Here is a 16,521-nt window from a genome sequence, read left to right as displayed (position 1 = left end):
CATCACTAGAGGCGAAAGGAATAACTGAATATGTTAACAAAAGATATAAAAAGAACGATAGATAACGCAAGAGATGTTTTGGTTGGAAAAATCCCTAATCCACAAGCTCAGATTGAGCAAATTACGATTGCAATGATTTATAAGTTCATGGACGATATGGACTTAGAAACGGTTGAATTTGGTGGCGAACGTGAATTTTTTACTGACGACTTGAATGAATATGCTTGGTCAAAACTTATGTCAAAACAGCTAGGCAATGAAGCACGAATGAATTTATACACAGAAGCACTTGAAAAATTGCCACTTGCAAAACAAATCCCCGAACTTTTCAGAAACATTTTCAAAGGTGCATACTTGCCTTTTCGTGACGGTCAAACTCTTACTTTGTTTTTAAAAGAAATCAATGATTTGGATTATAATAATAGCGAAAATTTGGGTAACGGATTTGAATATTTACTTTCGATAATGGGCTCTCAAGGTGATGCGGGGCAGTTTAGAACTCCAAGACATATCATTGATTTTATAGTAGATGTGGTTAATCCAACAAAAGATGATACAATTTTAGATCCGGCTTGTGGTACATCAGGATTCTTGATTTCAGCGTATAAGCATATTTTAAAAACTTCAGAAAATACAAATATACCTTTGAATCCAACAGAACTAAAAACTTTGACAGAAAATATTCAAGGTTATGATATTTCTCCTGATATGGTAAAACTTGCACTTGTAAATATGTATTTGCATAAATTCAAACAACCTAAAATTTATGAATACGATACTTTGACAAACCAAACAAAATGGGATAATTATTTTGATGTGATTTTCGCAAACCCTCCATTTATGACTCCAAAAGGAGGGATTAAGCCACACAATAAATTTGGAATAAAAGCAAACCGTTCGGAAGTTTTGTTTGTCGATTATATTATGGAACATCTTAATTCTACAGGTCGAGCAGGAATAATTGTGCCAGAAGGAATAGTTTTTCAATCAGCAAATGCCTACAAAAATTTAAGAAAAAAACTTGTTGATGAAAATTATTTGTATGCCGTTGTAAGTTTGCCAAGTGGTATTTTTCAACCGTATTCAGGTGTTAAAACATCAATTTTGCTACTAGATAGACAACTTGCTAAAAAGACGGATAAAATTTTATTTGTAGAAATTAAAAATGACGGATATGATTTAGGTGCTCAACGCAGAGAAATCGACAAAAACGACTTACCTAAAGCAACAGAATTAATCCAACAATGGCAAAATAGTGCCATTGCGAGCGATAGCGAAGCAATCCAATCAATAAACAAGAACCCTTTAGCAACAATCGTAGAAAAATCAAAGCTGTCAGAAAATGGTGAATATAATCTAACTGCCTCCCGCTATAAAGAAACAAAAGACTACTCAAATTGTAAATGGGATATGGTAAGAATAGATAAAATATGCTTATTGGGAAGAGGAAGAGTAATTAGCAAAAAAGATATTGAAAACAATAAAGGAACTTATCCTGTATATTCCTCTCAAACAGCAGATAATGGAGTGCTCGGATATATTAACACTTTTGATTTTGAAGGTGATTATGCGACATGGACAACGGATGGAGCTAATGCAGGAACTGTATTTAGTCGTAGTGGGAAATTCAATTGTACAAATGTATGTGGAACATTAAAAGCGATAAATCCTAAAAATTTAAATATGACTTATGTAGCAAGAGTGTTAAATGTTGTTGCAAAAAATTATGTTGTAAAATTAGGAAATCCGAAATTAATGAACAAGGAAGTCGCACTCATTCAAATTCCACTTCCACCATTAGAGGTTCAAGAAGAAATAGTTAAGGAATTGGACGGATATCAAGCCGTAATCGACGGAGCTCAAAAAGTAGTCGATAATTGGAAACCAACTCTTCCAATTAATCCAAATTGGAGAAAAGTTAAACTTGGCGATATATGTGATATCCAATCAGGTGGTACACCTTCGAGAAGCAATAATGAATACTGGTATAATGGAAGTATTCCTTGGTATTCATCTGGAGAGTTAAACAATTCTTACACTACGGATTCTGTTGATAAGATAACTAATTTGGGATTAAAAGACTCAAATGCAAAGCTTTTCCCTAAAGGTTCTTTATTAATTGGAATGTATGATACAGCGGCATTCAAAATGTCAATATTAGACAGGGATGGGGCTTTTAATCAGGCAATTTCAGGAGTAAAACCTAATACGAAAATCAATATGTATTTTTTGTATCTTTATTTTTCATCAAAACGTGAAGATTATATGCTACATAGAGCTGGGGCAAGACAGCAAAATTTAAATAAAGGCTATATTTCCGATTTGGAAATTCCGTTAATTGCTCTCGAAGAACAACAAGAAATCGTAGCCAAAATCGAAGAAGAAGAAACAGCTGTTGAAGAATGTAAAAAATTAATCAAACTTCATCAAGCCAAAATCAACACCAAAATCCAATCCATCTGGGGTGATACCTGTGAAAACAATAATTGATTTGGAAGAAGAACTGTATGAGTTAAAAGATTATTTACCAATAATAATGTCAAACGACTTTTTTCTCAGAATGTTTACTAATCTATTAGTTGTAAAAGAAGCCGATTTTTATAATGATGCAGTAATTAATTTAGCACATTTTTACAATTATGTTTTACATTATTTTCTTGTTAGATTGTATAATTGTGATTCAAAACATTTAGAACTATTAAATTATTTACAATTAACGGAATCCTGTTTGAATTCTAGTGATGGTCAAAAAATCGAAATCAAAAGAGATGAGAAAATTGATATTTATACATTTAAAAACAAAGAAAAATCAGCTATAAATTGCTTTTTTCATATACTTGGCTTTGATAAAACTTCTACACTATGTAAAAATAATCAAGCAATATTTGATAAAAGAAATTTATCTGCACACTTAAATTATCAAGTAATTAATGCAGACTCGTTTGAGGATTTTATATGTTTAATTTCAAAAAATTTGATTCAAATTTCTGAAAAGATGTATAAATGTACAAAGAAATTAATCGTGAACGATTTACTTAGTGCTATAAAGAAAAAACTGATTACAGAAGAAGATTATGAGCCTTTTTTTGAACAGTTGAATATTGATTATAAATTGTCGATAAATGATTATAAAATGATAATTGTAAAAGATTATCTTCGTAGTATTAAACCTAATACCCCAAAATATTATATCAATAAATATATAACTGAAATTTTAGGTTTAGAAATTAACTAACCACCTATCTAATACCTAACTAGAAAAATCTTTCATATAATAATTACTTGTAAATAAAAGAAAAAGGAAAATAAAAATGATAAAAACGAATGAACTAAAAGAAAAAATGATTAATACATTTAAAGATTTAAAATCATTAAATGGGCATAATAAAATTTCTGATATATTTTTTAATTATAAAAAGACTCATAGTGAATTTGAAAACTTATCCAAAAAGAGTACTAATATTGAATTATTTAAAACATCAATTAAAAATGCCTTTCTAAAATTGAAAAAATGGAAAGAAGAAATTGAACTACCTGAAAATATTAAATTAAACATAGAACAACAAGAAAATGATATTGGAAATAACACAATTACAATTTTACTTACTCTTAATAATATTGATGAAAAATGTGAAATTCATGAAATTTTATTTCAATATTCTATAAATACATTGAATGATACTATGGGGGTATCCGTATTATTTTTAAATACATCAGGCTATAACGAAGAATTTGTATTATCCGAAGAAATATCTTCAGAGCTAATTTTAAAAGAAATTGTTGACACATTTTATAATTATGTAAAAAATATTTGCATTGAATAAAGGAATAAACATTATGAAAAAGATTTTGCTATTAACATTAATTTGTACAATATTTGTATCAACAGCTTTTGCAAGTACGACAACAAAAAAATATATCAAGAATTCAAAAGGTCAAACAACCGGTTATACAAAAACTTATTCAAATGGAAAAACTGTTCAGTACAATAAAAAAGGACAAACTGAATTCGTCTATAAAAAATCTTCGAATGGAACTGTTACAAAGTATTCAAAAACAGGTAAAAAATTAGAAACTTATAAATAAGTTTATCTTTATCCATTCAACACACTAACAACAATTTGTTTCATTGTTTCCATTTCTGTAGGATTACTTTCGGCAATTAAAATCGTCAATGCAAATAGGGTTGCATTATCAATCGTTGGCAAATTATTTTTATACAGAATGTCATTTTTATCCAAAAAATACAAGAAACAACTTGCAGCGATACGTTTGTTGCCGTCAGAAAATGAATGATTTTTTGTTATCAAATACAACAACATAGAAGCTTTTTCTTCCAAAGTCGGATAAAGTTCTGTGCCGTCAAAAGTTTGGTAAATCTGATTAACAGAACTATCAAAACTATCGTCTTTAGGGTTTGCAAAAACATCAGACGCAAATTCTGATTTCATTTTATTTACAACAGACAAAAATTCTTTTGTTGAAATTCTAATTGCTTCACGTTTTGTTTCGCCTTTAGTATCAAGTGTTTTGTGGTCAAAATTATCAAGCAAATCAAGCCCTTTTGCAAATTTATCCAAAATAATTGCAACCTGTTGAGCCGCATCAACTGTTTCAATTTGATTAGTCAAACTTCTTGAAAGCAAATTTATCGAAGTTTGCAAAGCCGTAATTTTTTCTCTTTGAGTTTGTAAAACTTTTTCATTAACAGCGTAGCCTTTAACTAAATAATCTTTCAAAATACTGTTCGCCCAAATACGGAATTGCGTACCTCTCAAAGACTTTACTCTATAGCCGACAGAAATAATCACATCAAGATTATAGAAGTTTGTATCGTACTGTTTGCCGTCAATTGCAGTTATCCGGAAATTCCGGATAACTGCAATTTTATTCAATTCACCTTCTTTAAAAATATTATTAATGTGTTCGTTTACGGTTCTTACATTTTTATCAAACAATTCAGCCATTTGTTTTTGCGTAAGCCAAACTGTCTCATCTTGAAGTTTTACATCAATTTGAGTTTTGCCGTTTTTAGCTTGATAAATTATGATTTCGTTTTGGCCGTTACTATTCACTAAAAACCTCATTTGAACACTAATTCCATAATCAATAATAGCATAAATATTAAATAGAATTTGTAGATTCAATATAATTAATAAGTTCCGTCCCAACCAAGAATATCTTTGTTTATTTGCATAATCAATTCAGGCGTCAGTTCTTTCGGTTTTTCTTCTTTTTTAGCTTTGACGATTTCGTCTTCGTAATTTTTGATTTCTAGCATGCGTTTTATTAAGTTTAAAACCGTATAAATTTCTGACTGGCTAACTTGTCTATTGTTATCAATATCCGTCATAATTTTATCCATCAACTTTCTTGTAAAATCATTGATTTCAAAGCTCATTCTGGTATTGTTGAACAAATAATCCGCTCGCTTCTTATCCCAATTATATTCCTTCTTCCAATAAAAAATTGTTCTGCGTGAAATCTCAAATTTTCTTGCTATTTCATCTGCTGACAATCCATCACATATAAAAAGTCGTTCTGCTTCGTTGTAATGTCGTTTTTTACTCATAAATTCTCCTTAAAAATTAACCTATTTTTATTAAATTCGTTTTTGGCTGTCAGTCGTTTTACTTGAAAAATACATCTACTTTTTATAAATCCTTGCTCCTGAAAATATTTTAATAATTGATTTAAAAGAGCTAAAGTGTTTTTTATCCGTCTTGATTTGAAATTTAATTCCTGACATTTTTTATAAAAAATTTTTACATCATTAATTTGAATATCCCCAATATGTTTATTTTTGAAAAATGGTAAAATTCCATAATTAAAAATGGTTCTGTAGTTTTTACAAGTACCAGATTTACAATATTTTTTTGCATAATTTTCTAAAAAATCGTGTACGGCGTCCGTAAATTCATAATTTATATTTTTAGATTTTTTATTTATAAATATTGAATATTCCTCATTTTGTTTTTCAATGTATTCGTATTTTTTATTTTTAAACGCTATTTTATGTTCACTTAACAACTTTTCAAGTTCGGTTTTACAATCACATTCAGCTATCATTTCAATTTCATCAAGCGTAAATTCTTTTAGGTGTTTTGCTAATTTAAGTATATCCATAGTTTCCTTTCCATCTTGAATTATTCGAGTTGTCGCGGGAGTAACGTCCCGCTCCATCATACGGGCTGGGTTCGCTCTCGCTCACACGGTGCCCTACCGAAAATCCGTTTCATATTATCTGCCTCACTGTTTCTTCGGTAATTTCAGTAAAATTATTCTCTTTAGCAATAGTTTCCAACTGATTTATCAACTGAATAATTTGCCTGAAACGATTATATTTTTTATAGATATATTCAATTGCATCAGCAGTTACTGTAACTTCTGATAATTCATCAAAAATCTGTTTTAAATCCGCTACTTCAAAAGTTTCGAATTGCAGAATTTCTAAAAATCTATCATATAAATGTTTGTATCGTTCAAGTTTTCTATGTGCTAAACCCATCCCAACAAAGATTATCGGGCAATCTGTTTCATCATGAATATCACGCAAAGTTTCTATTGTTTTTGAATTATTCATCAAATAATCAATTTCATCAATGATAATCAGCTTTGGCTTCTGTTTTAGTTTTTTACAAAGTAAATTGAAGTTGTCCGCAGTCAAAAATCTCGGTATTTCATCAATTTCTTTAACCAGTTCTTAAAGTAACCATCGACCAGTCATAAGATTTGTTGCTCTCAAATATATAGCATCATATTTGCAACTTAGCCATAATGCAGTTTGAGATTTACCAAGTCCGGGTTCGCCATAAACCAATGCCATTTTTGGTACGTTCTTTGGTTTATTGATTAAATTTTCAACAAGCCCTATAAAGTTTTTAACATTTTGCGTTCTGACAAATTTTCTAATCATACAATAATTTGTACTCCTTTGTTTGTTTAAATTCTTCAATCCACTTATCTTGAGGATTATTTTTCACAAGATATTCATATTTTTCAGAATTATTTTTATAAACGCCATTTAAAGAGCTTTTAAACGACGTTTTAACGGGTGTTAAAAATTCTTCATTTTTTATAATTTTTGTTTCAATAAATTTGCATTCATCATTAGATAACAATTCCTTGACTGAATTTATCGTTTTCTTTCTTAACTTCCGTTGTTTTTCAATTTTTTGTTTGTAATCTTCTAAATCTTTTACGTCACCCAAAATCTTCGCCATCGGATGAGTTTCGGTTACTCTCTCTGCCTTACAAAGATATTCGCCTTTTATCGTAAAAACTTTGATACTTGTTAAATCAAAAAGGTTGTATTTTATCCGCACTTTATTTTTGAAACCATAAAGTCGTTCATCAAAATAATCGTAGTTCAAAAATCTTATGCCATTTCTCTGAATTGTCTTAACTTCGGTTGCTAACATCAAATCGTCCAATGTATCAGTGTTTATATTTTGACGCTTTCTATCTTCTAAAACTTCTGCAATCATTTTGTCAGGAGAATTTGGACAAGGTTGAGAATTTTTAAAACTCAACCACATATCAATAATTTTTATTGTGTCTTGGATTGTTGGCAGCTTGGTGAACTCGGATTTCATTCCGCAGTTTTGCTTCGCAAAATGCTTCATTCCACCGTTCACCGCCGCAGGACGTGCTCGTTCACTTCGTTCGACTCCGCACTTGCCAAAATCCGCTTCTTCAATTGTCGGTACATATTCGGAATGTAAATTTGCATGAAATCTTTCATTTCTTTTTAAGTACGCAGGTTTTTCAGAAATTGCTGAGCCGACATAACTTGGTAATAATTTTTCAAAACCTTCTTGAAATTCTTTAAAAAATCGTTCTATAACTTTCGCCCTTGCATTATATGGTCTTGCAAATACTGTTTCTATTCCGAGTTTTGAGTACAATCCGTTAAAACCAAGTTCCGAGAACCCTTTATCGTCTGTAAAATACTTTGCTCTAAAAGCTCTGCCGTTATCTTGATAAACAACTTTGGGAATCATATCTAAATTTATTATTGAATTACGGAGAGCGGAAGCTATACATTGAGTATTTTCCTCTAACATAATTTCATAGCCAACCAAAGCTGTTGATTTCCAATCCAAAAATCCAACTAATGTCGCCATTTTGGGTTTTCCTGTGAATGGATTTATCACTTGAAAAGCTAATTTATGACCGTCGGCGACTAAAATATCTCCGACTTCAAGCAAACTCGCATCACGTTTGATATATGGTTCAACTTTATCTGACAGAGCTTTTTCACCATCTCTGGCAAGTATCCATTTGTCATAATTGTTGTCTTTGAACCACTTTGCATATCTTCTGAATGTTATATCGGCTGGGATAAAATTTTGACCTTGTTGTTTTAGTTTGTATTTTGTCAATGCCGTAGCTTTACCGATTGAAAGTCGGTTCGGATGTAGCAACAAACCCATAAAGATTCTGATTTCTTCGTCGGTTAAAACTGTTCGATATTCTACAATACAAGAATATTTATACTGAGGTAGAAGTAAAGTATAATCTTCACTTCCATTTAACAAATTATTCCAACGATGCAAACTTCCTCTCGATATTTTTCCTAAGATCTCAAATAAATATGAATTTGAAGAATTATGTAATTTTACAAAATCATAGTCGGCAGATAATTTATTTGTAGATTTTCTTCTAAATTCTTGCCATTGGTGAATTAAATCTAATCTTGCGAGTGCAATTTGTTTTGACTTTTCTGGTGTAAAATTTATATCCATTTACAGCCTCTCTATATACCAAGCTGAATTTCCAAAGCTGTTGAAATTGTATTGGACTTGAAAGTAAAAGTTGAATTCCATTGAATTGTCATCTTTGAAACAGTAAAATGATTTATTTAACTGTGTTTGCTTGTAGCTCTCAAAAGATATTTGAATCTCTTTAGCAAATTTTTTTCTAAACTCAGCATACTCAATTTCTAATGTTTCTCGGGTTCTTCTATTTTTTAGAATCATCTTCAACCTCCTTAATTGGAGTTATTAAATCTAATTCAATATTGTAGCGTTTTCCGTTTTTATCCACGCATGTAGCGAAGTCAATTTTGCCATCAGCAAATTTATTTTTCCAAACTTTAATTAATAAACCAATTTCATTAGTTTTTAAGTTTTGAATTTTGGTTCCATAAGCAATATCCATGTGTGTTTCTCCTTTCGGTTACATACACATTAATTGCTCTGTTTCGCAGAAACATCAAGTCTTTCATCCAAATCTCACAGATATTTTGACACATCTCAACACAAGTGATAGTGCAGAATTGCACTATTTACATGATTTCGTCCAAGAAACGACTCGCTCGGGGTGGGGGAGCGGATTGCGAGCAGAGTGCGGAACGGTCAAGGCGTTGAGCCTTGCCGTGCAGACACGTTTAACGCGAGCAACCAAGAATTATCACAAATCTTAAATTTCTAGTGCAATTCTGTGCAAGAAAACGGAAGTTTCGGACATTTTTTGACGCTAAATCTCAACACTAAAAACTAGGCTCAATTAGCCTAAACGTGGCACTCTTGCCTCTCAAATTCTCATCAAAATGTCCTAGAAAGGTTATATATACAAAAAAAGGCTTTCAATCGAAAGTCTTTTTTAAATTCTGGGGCGGAAGGATTCGAACCTCCGAGATGCCTGGACCAAAACCAGGTGCCTTACCACTTGGCGACGCCCCAATGGCTTATGTATCTATATTATTAAGTCCAAACACAAAAGTCAAGGTTTTTTATTAAAAAACTATACTTTATTCTGTTTTTATGGCTTAATATATTTAAAGTTATTATTAAAAATATATAAGGACAATTGTTATGCAAGCCAGACGTGCAGCGAGAGAACTATCTTTGATTTTGTTTTCTCAATTGAATAAAAAATTTGACACATTTAGTGAAAAAGAATTTGAAGATATTATTTTAAAATCTGTCAGGACTCTTACAAATAGTGCTACTGAAGATTTGAAAATTGCAAGTCAATCACTCCTCGATATAAGGGAGTTTATTGATGAATATGAGGCTAATGACCCCACTAATCTCGAAAGACCTATAGGGCTTTCAGATAAACCTGTTGCTCTTCCCATGACTTCTGATATGGTAGGAAAAATTGATGAGTTGATGAATGTCTCAGAAAAAGCTATGATGGCTCTTGAAATCGCTGAAATGACCGCTCTTCAAGAAAATTCAGACGTTAAAGATTACATATTGAAGGTTGTTGATTCTTATCGTGATAATCACGAATCTATTGATGAACAAATCAAAAAGTTTGCTCACGGCTGGGATATTAACAGACTTGTTAAAATTGATAAAGATATTCTCCGCATCGCAATAGCTGAAATGCTTTTTGTTAAAGAAGCTCCTTTGAAGGTTATCATTGATGAAGCGGTAGAACTTGCTAAAAAATATTCTACAGATGACAGTGCTTCTTTTGTTAATGGCATTTTAGGCAAGGTCGTAATTGATAACGATTTGAAATAATTAAGGTTTAATATGTTTGATTTTTTTAAAAAGAAAAACGAATCTGAATTACAAGAAAACGATGAACAAAAAAATAGTTCATCGTTTTTCGGGATTTCTTTTGATGGATTGAAGAAAGCTATTTCGAATACCACTCAAAATTTGATTGGAAATGTTGTAGACGCTGTCCAAAATGAAGAAGAGTTTGATGAATTTATCTTAGACGATATGGAAGAATTGTTGATAAAAGCAGATTTGGGCGTCGGTGTAGCTTCTGAAATTGTCGATAAGCTACGAAAACAAAATACCATTAAACCTTCTGCTGTAAAATCATTTTTGAGGACTGAATTTGAGAGCATTTTGCTCCATAATAAATCTTCAGAACTTAATTTTTCTGATAACGGATTAAATATCTATTTTATTACTGGTGTAAATGGGGCAGGAAAAACCACCTTGATTGGTAAACTTGCAAATAGATTTAAAAATTTAAATAAAAAAGTTTTAGTAGCTGCAGGTGATACTTTTAGAGCTGCTGCTGAAGAACAGTTGAATATTTGGTCAGATAGAGCAGGTGCAGATATTTACCGTAAAGATGGGATTGATTCTGCTGCCGTAGTCTATGACGCCATAAAAAAAGCTCAAAATGAGAATTATGATGTTTTGTTGATTGATACAGCAGGGAGGCTTCAAAATAAGCATAACCTTATGCAGGAATTATCAAAAGTCTATGCTGTGATTAATAAATTAGCCCCAGAGTCTTTAAAAGAGAGTATATTGGTTCTTGACGCAAATACAGGGCAAAACGGACTTGCTCAAGCGAAGATATTTGCAGAAGTAGCAAACTTAACAAGCGTAGCCTTGACCAAGCTTGATGGAAGTGCAAAAGGCGGTATTATTATTTCAATTGCAAAAGAACTTAATCTTCCTGTAAAATTGGTTGGTGTTGGTGAAAAAATGACAGACCTTAAAGATTTTGTTCCCACAGATTTTATCGAAGCTTTGTTTAAATAAATATAAATTGTCAGACATTAAAAAACAGCCCCAACGAATTGGAGCTGTTTTTATATTTGTAACTAATTGTATTAGTATCTATAGTGAGCAAAAGCTTTGTTAGCTTCAGCCATTTTGTGAGTATCTTCACGTTTTTTGCAAGCAGCACCTGAGCCATTTGCAGCATCTAGCAATTCACTGGTTAATTTTTCAACCATAGATTTACCGTTACGTTTTTTAGCTGATTCAATCAACCATGATGAACCAAGAGCCATTCCTCTATCAGCTTTAACTTCTAAAGGAACTTGGTATGTTGAACCACCGATTCTTCTAGCTTTTACTTCTAATAAAGGAGTAGCGTTAGTTAAAGCTTTTTTGAAAATTTCAGTAGGTTCTTCTTTAGTTTTTTCTTTAATATTTTCTAATGTTGAATAGAAGATTTTTTCAGCGATAGATTTTTTGCCACGTCTCATCAATCTATTGATAAATTTAGCAATATCGACATTATGAAAAACTGCGTCTGGGGCAGGAACTCTTCTTTCGGGTTTACTACGTCTTGACATCTTTATATCACCTTTCTAATTATTTTTTAGTTCTTTTAGCACCATATTTAGATCTGCTTTTGTTTCTGTTGGCAACGCCCGCAGTATCTAATGTACCTCTAATTATGTGGTATCTAACACCCGGCAAGTCTTTAACTCTGCCACCTCTAATAAGAACAACACTGTGTTCTTGTAGGTTGTGACCGATACCAGGGATATAAGATGTAACTTCAAATCCGTTAGTAAGTCTAACTCTGGCAACCTTTCTCAAAGCTGAGTTCGGTTTTTTCGGAGTAGTTGTATAAACTCTTGTGCAAACGCCACGTCTTTGAGGGCAATTTACCAAGGCTGGTGATTTAGTTTTATCAGTTAACTTTTTGCGTTCTTTACGAACTAACTGAGCTATAGTTGGCATAATTTCTCCTTATGTAATTGTTGTTTTTTCACTTATTTATCATATTTCTTGTTCAGCACAACTTAAACATGACATTAAACCAATTATCTATATAAAACTATAAGCAAAGCCTAATGTCAACAATTTATATTGATTAGGGGTACTTTTAGCCTTAATGTTTGGTAATATTTCAATTATTTTTTTTCAATGCATTTTGGAGAGCTATTTCAAGTGTTTGAATTTTTGTTTCCAAGGCTTTAAGTTTAGTGTCATCGGTATCAGATTGAACGGACAATTTTTCACATTTTCTTTTGTAGGCGGATAAATTGTCGATATTTTTAGCTGTAAATATTATTGAAAATAATATGCCCAAAACAATGCCTTCTATTATGTGTGATGTTGCTATAAGGTAATAAGGTAGAGTGAAATCCCCTTTTTTAAAGGGGCAGTATAGAGTAATTGTTGGGGCTAAATTTTGTGTTAAAAAATAGCTTATTCCGACTATTAGTAATAAAGCTAAAATAATTGATATATTTTTTTTCATTTTTGACTCCTTAAAAATCGCAATACTTTTTTAATATCTTCGTCAGGTTCTATGTTGACATTAATTACAGTGTTATTTAAAGGTGTGGTAAAAGTCAAGTCATAGGCTTGAAGGACTTGTTCTGTTGTTTTCACTTTTATTTTTGCATTGTTGTATAGTGAATCATTAACGATAGGGTGATGAATATGGCTCATGTGCACTCTTATTTGGTGTGTGCGTCCTGTTTCAAGTTGTAACTCTATGTAAGAGTAACCGTTAAAGCGTTCAAGTTCTTTATAGTGTGTTATTGAGGGTTTCCCAGTGTCGACAACAGCCATTTTTTCAGGATGAGCTTTAGAACGTCCAATGTCAGTTTTTATAGTGCCTGAAGGGGATTTTAAATTACCTTTTATAACTGCTAAATATTTTCTTATAGCAGTTTTTTCTTTTATTTGTTTTGTTAAAAAATTGTGTGCAGAATCGGTTTTCGCTATCATTAAAAGTCCTGAAGTGTTTCTGTCGAGGCGGTGGATAACCCCGGGGCGAAGTTTGCCGTTTAAGGTGGAAAGCCCATCATAGTTATACTTGAACAATAGAGCATTTACTAATGTCCCACTTGTTTCTTTAGTGGTCGGGTGAGTGAGCATATTTTTAGGCTTGTTCACCACCAACATTGTTTCGTCTTCGTAGCGGATATCAAGAGGGATATTTTCCGGTTCGATAATTATCGATTTTTCATCACTTAATGTGAGCAAAATTATATCGTTTTCTTTGAGCAAATACGCAGACTTTTTGTCTAAACCATTAATCTTTACTTGTGAATTTTTGATTAATGCTTGAATTTGAGAGCGAGATTTGTTTTCAATTACATCAGACAAAAATGCGTCGAGCCTTTTGCCTTCCTCATCTTCTGTTGCGGTAAAAGTTAGTATTTCAGGCATTTTATTTCTCTTTATAAATTGCCCAAATCAACATTATGGCTCCGATTGTAATCATTATGTCAAATGCATTGAAAATTGGGAAATTCAAATATTTTAATCTTATATAATCGGTTACATAACCGTCAGATATTCGTTCAAACAAGTTCCCTGAAATCCCTGCAGTTAAAAGTACCAAGGCGTTATATTTTAATCTTGACAATTTTGAAGGAGTTTTTGTTTGGTAGGCGTTAATAATATAGTAAAAAATTCCTAAAAGCACGAATATTGAAAACGTAATGATAAGCCATGGAGCGTTTGAAAATAGACTGAAAGCTGCTCCTGTGTTTTGCATAACAGTAAGTTCCATTCTTTCGTTCTCGACGAACATGTTGTGTGCAGTGCAATACAAAGCGTAATATTTGGCGGTAAAGCCAAGTAGTATGAACAAGAATGTTTTTTCAATGTAAAAGCCAATCATTTTTAGGGCTTTTACGTCAATTTTGTCATATTTTGCGAAAAAATTGAGAATATAATCAGTTAATTGCGAAATGCGTTTCATTTTTTGCTTTCCTTATTGGTGCTTTTACATTGAGAACGTTAATTCTTGACATTACAAAAGCCATGCCAGAGATATCTATTTTGATATCTTTCCCCGGTTTAATTGTTGGTTTAGTAATTCCTACGGAGGCTATTGCGTATTCGTTGTAGCCGTCAGTATTTGCATTGAAAACTCTTTCTAAAATTCCATCTTTTTTTACGTTTCTAAAGACATCTTGAGGTTGTTTTTGAGGGAAAACAATGGGCTCTGTGCTTATAGAGGCCAGAACCATGGTATCTTTAGGGGCAACAAGGTTTAAAGATGCTGTATAGCATTCTCCTGCTTTAACTTGCGGAGGGGCACTAATTGTTACGTTAGCATTTTTAGCGTCGCCATATTTTAGAGCTGTTGTTTCGCTGATTATGGTGCTGGACAATATTTTCCAGTCTTTGCTTATTTTTTGTAAGTAATAAAAAGTGTAAGATTCGGACTCGACAATGCCTTTTTCGTTTATATTTTCGAAGCTGTCTTTCGCTTCACCTTGTGCATTTTCCTTGAGTTGAACTATTGCATAATCCCCGTCAAGGATAATGTCTTTGATTGAATAACTGTAGTTCATAACAGGATATAGTTCCCAAGTTTTTTCCACCATATCGAAATAAGTTTTTTTGTCAAAGCCGTCAGCGTTTACGAAGCTGTCAGCATACATTTCTTGAAGTCTTTGAAGCTTTTTGTTAGTAGAATATTTTGTGTGTTTTTGAAAAAAGTCATCAATTTCAGCTTTTGGGTCTTGATTAAACATTTTGACGAAACCTATGCGACTGATTCTTTCCATTGTTACGTCATCAATCGGGGCTAAAGTTGATGTTTCTTCGGCATTAACAGGGAGTGAAAGTCCTGCCATTGCTATTATAAATAGTAAATTGAATATTAATGATTTTTTCATATTTAATCCTGTTGCTCTTTTCTGTATTTCAAAACCAGTGCAAAGTCTGTGGCGACTAATAATAAGTTTATCACATACAGCCAAAATACAATATCCATACTGTAAAGTATTTTGTGAATCATTCCGCAAATATAGCCTATTATAATTAAGCTAAGAAAAAGTTTGCTTTTACCTTTAACCTGTTTGGTTAAAAAGGTTTTACGAACAGCAAAAGGCCAACTTGCACCGAAGCAGATAAGCATTGCCGCTTCAAAAATACTCATAGAATGTATTTGAAATGATTGTAAAAGAATATTCATATTTGCCTTATTGTTAAGTTGCGAAAAATATTTCGCAAATATTGTAGCATAAATCGTTTTTTTGATAAAATATTTGCAGTAGAACAGAGGAATAAAAAATGCTTTTTGCTTTAGATATAGGAAATACACAGATAACAGCAGGTGTCTTTGATGGTGACAAATTTGTTACATCTTGGAGAATTGCTTCTGATAAAAAACGCTCTGAAGACGAATATGGCATTATAATTAAGAAACTTGTGGAAGATTCGGGATTGTTGGACAAAATTGATACTTCTATTATTTCGAGTGTTGTGCTTCCGTTGACAGACCGTTTGCAATTTGCTGTCAAAAAGTATTTGAATATTGATTCTCTTGTTGTTAGCCATAAAATTGAAACGGGTGTAAGTATAAAAATTGATAATCCTAAAGAAATAGGTGCAGATAGAATTGTGAATGGTTTTGCTGCTTCTGTTTTATATGGTTCGCCTGTTATAGTTGTTGATTTTGGGACGGCTACTTCTTTTGATATTGTTAATAAAAATAACGAGTTTATCGGTGGAATAATTGCTGCAGGTATGAAAATTCAAGCAGATGCTTTGAGTGAATTTACATCAAAATTGCCGAAAGTTAATATCGAGGCTCCTGAAAATACAATCGGGCATAATACTATAGACGCAATGCTTTCAGGTATCGTCAGAGGACATGCGGCTATGGTGGATGGCTTGATTTCTCAATGTGAAAAAGAACTCGGCGAAAAAGCTACAGTTATTGCAACCGGTGGGTATTCTTCTATTATCAGTAAGTATCTTGTACGTCAATTTGATTATGTAAATCCTGATTTGACCTTGATAGGGCTCAATTTGCTTTATAAACTTAATGTTGACGGGTATGTTCCTAATAAATTTTATTTGAATAAATCCAATAATATCTGAT

21 protein-coding genes and 1 tRNA gene are annotated in these 16,521 nt (G+C 32.0%); 7 read left to right on the top strand and 15 right to left on the bottom strand.

Annotated elements, in window-relative coordinates:
• Window positions 1–30: 30 nt before the first annotated feature.
• The 4 genes from PHV37_06635 to PHV37_06620 all read left to right on the top strand — a co-directional run bounded on the left by PHV37_06635 (window position 31) and on the right by PHV37_06620 (window position 4,086).
• Window positions 31–2,490 carry an N-6 DNA methylase gene (locus PHV37_06635; GenBank protein MDD3237758.1) on the top strand — a complete coding sequence of 820 codons (2,460 nt, stop codon included), beginning with the start codon at window positions 31–33 and terminating at the stop codon, window positions 2,488–2,490.
• Entirely contained in the window at window positions 2,474–3,235 is a 762-nt protein-coding gene (locus PHV37_06630; GenBank protein MDD3237757.1) for a hypothetical protein, read from the top strand. Before PHV37_06635 ends, PHV37_06630 begins: the two co-directional genes overlap by 17 nt.
• Window positions 3,236–3,311: 76 nt before the next feature.
• The gene (locus PHV37_06625) at window positions 3,312–3,824 is read left to right on the top strand and encodes a hypothetical protein (GenBank protein ID MDD3237756.1); all 513 of its coding nucleotides are present in this window, start codon (window positions 3,312–3,314) and stop codon (window positions 3,822–3,824) included.
• A gap of 13 nt (window positions 3,825–3,837) precedes the next feature.
• Complete coding sequence (locus tag PHV37_06620; protein MDD3237755.1) at window positions 3,838–4,086, top strand: hypothetical protein; 249 nt, start codon at window positions 3,838–3,840, stop codon at window positions 4,084–4,086.
• 8 nt (window positions 4,087–4,094) lie between these two features.
• Here the strand turns inward: PHV37_06620 and PHV37_06615 are convergent, their stop codons facing one another.
• From PHV37_06615 to PHV37_06580, 8 genes are all read right to left on the bottom strand, one after another.
• On the bottom strand, window positions 4,095–5,075 hold the full coding sequence (locus PHV37_06615) for a virulence protein RhuM/Fic/DOC family protein (protein ID MDD3237754.1): 981 nt from the start codon (window positions 5,073–5,075) through the stop codon (window positions 4,095–4,097).
• Between the two features lie 77 nt (window positions 5,076–5,152).
• Entirely contained in the window at window positions 5,153–5,572 is a 420-nt protein-coding gene (locus tag PHV37_06610) for a helix-turn-helix domain-containing protein (GenBank protein MDD3237753.1), read from the bottom strand.
• Window positions 5,569–6,126, bottom strand: a complete 558-nt coding sequence (locus PHV37_06605) for a hypothetical protein (protein MDD3237752.1) — start codon at window positions 6,124–6,126, stop codon at window positions 5,569–5,571. Before PHV37_06605 ends, PHV37_06610 begins: the two co-directional genes overlap by 4 nt.
• A gap of 109 nt (window positions 6,127–6,235) precedes the next feature.
• On the bottom strand, window positions 6,236–6,667 hold the full coding sequence (locus PHV37_06600) for an AAA family ATPase (GenBank protein ID MDD3237751.1): 432 nt from the start codon (window positions 6,665–6,667) through the stop codon (window positions 6,236–6,238).
• 36 nt (window positions 6,668–6,703) lie between these two features.
• Window positions 6,704–6,916, bottom strand: coding sequence for a hypothetical protein (locus PHV37_06595; GenBank protein MDD3237750.1), 213 nt, complete (start codon window positions 6,914–6,916; stop codon window positions 6,704–6,706).
• Entirely contained in the window at window positions 6,909–8,747 is a 1,839-nt protein-coding gene (locus PHV37_06590) for a Mu transposase C-terminal domain-containing protein (protein MDD3237749.1), read from the bottom strand. Before PHV37_06590 ends, PHV37_06595 begins: the two co-directional genes overlap by 8 nt.
• 217 nt (window positions 8,748–8,964) lie before the next feature.
• Complete coding sequence (locus PHV37_06585) at window positions 8,965–9,162, bottom strand: hypothetical protein (GenBank protein MDD3237748.1); 198 nt, start codon at window positions 9,160–9,162, stop codon at window positions 8,965–8,967.
• 451 nt (window positions 9,163–9,613) lie between these two features.
• A tRNA-Gln gene (locus PHV37_06580) sits at window positions 9,614–9,686 on the bottom strand.
• Window positions 9,687–9,818: 132 nt separating this feature from the next.
• On the opposite strand from PHV37_06580, the gene nusB reads away from it, so the two are divergent.
• Both nusB and ftsY read left to right on the top strand, forming a co-directional pair.
• Entirely contained in the window at window positions 9,819–10,478 is a 660-nt protein-coding gene (gene nusB, locus PHV37_06575) for a transcription antitermination factor NusB (GenBank protein MDD3237747.1), read from the top strand.
• 12 nt (window positions 10,479–10,490) lie between these two features.
• A complete protein-coding gene (ftsY, locus tag PHV37_06570; protein MDD3237746.1) occupies window positions 10,491–11,468 on the top strand; it encodes a signal recognition particle-docking protein FtsY in 978 nt (325 codons plus the stop codon).
• Window positions 11,469–11,539: 71 nt separating this feature from the next.
• Here ftsY and rpsG read toward each other — a convergent pair whose 3' ends face one another.
• The 7 genes from rpsG to PHV37_06535 form a co-directional block, all read right to left on the bottom strand.
• On the bottom strand, window positions 11,540–12,010 hold the full coding sequence (rpsG, locus tag PHV37_06565) for a 30S ribosomal protein S7 (GenBank protein ID MDD3237745.1): 471 nt from the start codon (window positions 12,008–12,010) through the stop codon (window positions 11,540–11,542).
• Window positions 12,011–12,029: 19 nt separating this feature from the next.
• Window positions 12,030–12,404, bottom strand: coding sequence for a 30S ribosomal protein S12 (rpsL, locus tag PHV37_06560; protein MDD3237744.1), 375 nt, complete (start codon window positions 12,402–12,404; stop codon window positions 12,030–12,032).
• 169 nt (window positions 12,405–12,573) lie between these two features.
• A complete protein-coding gene (locus PHV37_06555) occupies window positions 12,574–12,927 on the bottom strand; it encodes a hypothetical protein (GenBank protein MDD3237743.1) in 354 nt (117 codons plus the stop codon).
• The gene (locus tag PHV37_06550; protein MDD3237742.1) at window positions 12,924–13,847 is read right to left on the bottom strand and encodes an RluA family pseudouridine synthase; all 924 of its coding nucleotides are present in this window, start codon (window positions 13,845–13,847) and stop codon (window positions 12,924–12,926) included. Before PHV37_06550 ends, PHV37_06555 begins: the two co-directional genes overlap by 4 nt.
• Window position 13,848: 1 nt before the next feature.
• A complete protein-coding gene (locus PHV37_06545) occupies window positions 13,849–14,385 on the bottom strand; it encodes a signal peptidase II (GenBank protein MDD3237741.1) in 537 nt (178 codons plus the stop codon).
• Window positions 14,360–15,310, bottom strand: coding sequence for a hypothetical protein (locus tag PHV37_06540; GenBank protein ID MDD3237740.1), 951 nt, complete (start codon window positions 15,308–15,310; stop codon window positions 14,360–14,362). The genes PHV37_06545 and PHV37_06540 overlap by 26 nt, the downstream gene beginning before the upstream one ends.
• 2 nt (window positions 15,311–15,312) lie before the next feature.
• A complete protein-coding gene (locus PHV37_06535; protein MDD3237739.1) occupies window positions 15,313–15,609 on the bottom strand; it encodes a hypothetical protein in 297 nt (98 codons plus the stop codon).
• A 98-nt stretch (window positions 15,610–15,707) separates the two neighbouring features.
• Between PHV37_06535 and PHV37_06530 the strand changes: the two genes are divergently transcribed.
• On the top strand, window positions 15,708–16,520 hold the full coding sequence (locus tag PHV37_06530; GenBank protein MDD3237738.1) for a type III pantothenate kinase: 813 nt from the start codon (window positions 15,708–15,710) through the stop codon (window positions 16,518–16,520).
• The last annotated feature ends 1 nt before the right edge of the window (window position 16,521 follow it).

This window comes from Candidatus Gastranaerophilales bacterium (genome assembly GCA_028693235.1).
In the GTDB taxonomy this organism is placed as follows: domain Bacteria; phylum Cyanobacteriota; class Vampirovibrionia; order Gastranaerophilales; family Gastranaerophilaceae; genus JAQUVW01.
This window is presented reverse-complemented; position numbering and strand designations above follow the sequence as displayed.

Coding starts and splice junctions, on each gene's coding strand:
- PHV37_06550 (MDD3237742.1), bottom strand. CDS start 13,847: ATGCCTGAAATACTAACTTTTACCGCAACAGAAGATGAGGAAGGCAAA.
- rpsL (MDD3237744.1), bottom strand. CDS start 12,404: ATGCCAACTATAGCTCAGTTAGTTCGTAAAGAACGCAAAAAGTTAACT.
- PHV37_06585 (MDD3237748.1), bottom strand. CDS start 9,162: ATGGATATTGCTTATGGAACCAAAATTCAAAACTTAAAAACTAATGAA.
- PHV37_06595 (MDD3237750.1), bottom strand. CDS start 6,916: ATGATTAGAAAATTTGTCAGAACGCAAAATGTTAAAAACTTTATAGGG.
- PHV37_06530 (MDD3237738.1), top strand. CDS start 15,708: ATGCTTTTTGCTTTAGATATAGGAAATACACAGATAACAGCAGGTGTC.
- ftsY (MDD3237746.1), top strand. CDS start 10,491: ATGTTTGATTTTTTTAAAAAGAAAAACGAATCTGAATTACAAGAAAAC.
- PHV37_06625 (MDD3237756.1), top strand. CDS start 3,312: ATGATAAAAACGAATGAACTAAAAGAAAAAATGATTAATACATTTAAA.
- PHV37_06605 (MDD3237752.1), bottom strand. CDS start 6,126: ATGGATATACTTAAATTAGCAAAACACCTAAAAGAATTTACGCTTGAT.
- PHV37_06635 (MDD3237758.1), top strand. CDS start 31: ATGTTAACAAAAGATATAAAAAGAACGATAGATAACGCAAGAGATGTT.
- PHV37_06610 (MDD3237753.1), bottom strand. CDS start 5,572: ATGAGTAAAAAACGACATTACAACGAAGCAGAACGACTTTTTATATGT.
- PHV37_06535 (MDD3237739.1), bottom strand. CDS start 15,609: ATGAATATTCTTTTACAATCATTTCAAATACATTCTATGAGTATTTTT.
- nusB (MDD3237747.1), top strand. CDS start 9,819: ATGCAAGCCAGACGTGCAGCGAGAGAACTATCTTTGATTTTGTTTTCT.
- rpsG (MDD3237745.1), bottom strand. CDS start 12,010: ATGTCAAGACGTAGTAAACCCGAAAGAAGAGTTCCTGCCCCAGACGCA.
- PHV37_06545 (MDD3237741.1), bottom strand. CDS start 14,385: ATGAAACGCATTTCGCAATTAACTGATTATATTCTCAATTTTTTCGCA.
- PHV37_06590 (MDD3237749.1), bottom strand. CDS start 8,747: ATGGATATAAATTTTACACCAGAAAAGTCAAAACAAATTGCACTCGCA.
- PHV37_06620 (MDD3237755.1), top strand. CDS start 3,838: ATGAAAAAGATTTTGCTATTAACATTAATTTGTACAATATTTGTATCA.
- PHV37_06540 (MDD3237740.1), bottom strand. CDS start 15,310: ATGAAAAAATCATTAATATTCAATTTACTATTTATAATAGCAATGGCA.
- PHV37_06555 (MDD3237743.1), bottom strand. CDS start 12,927: ATGAAAAAAAATATATCAATTATTTTAGCTTTATTACTAATAGTCGGA.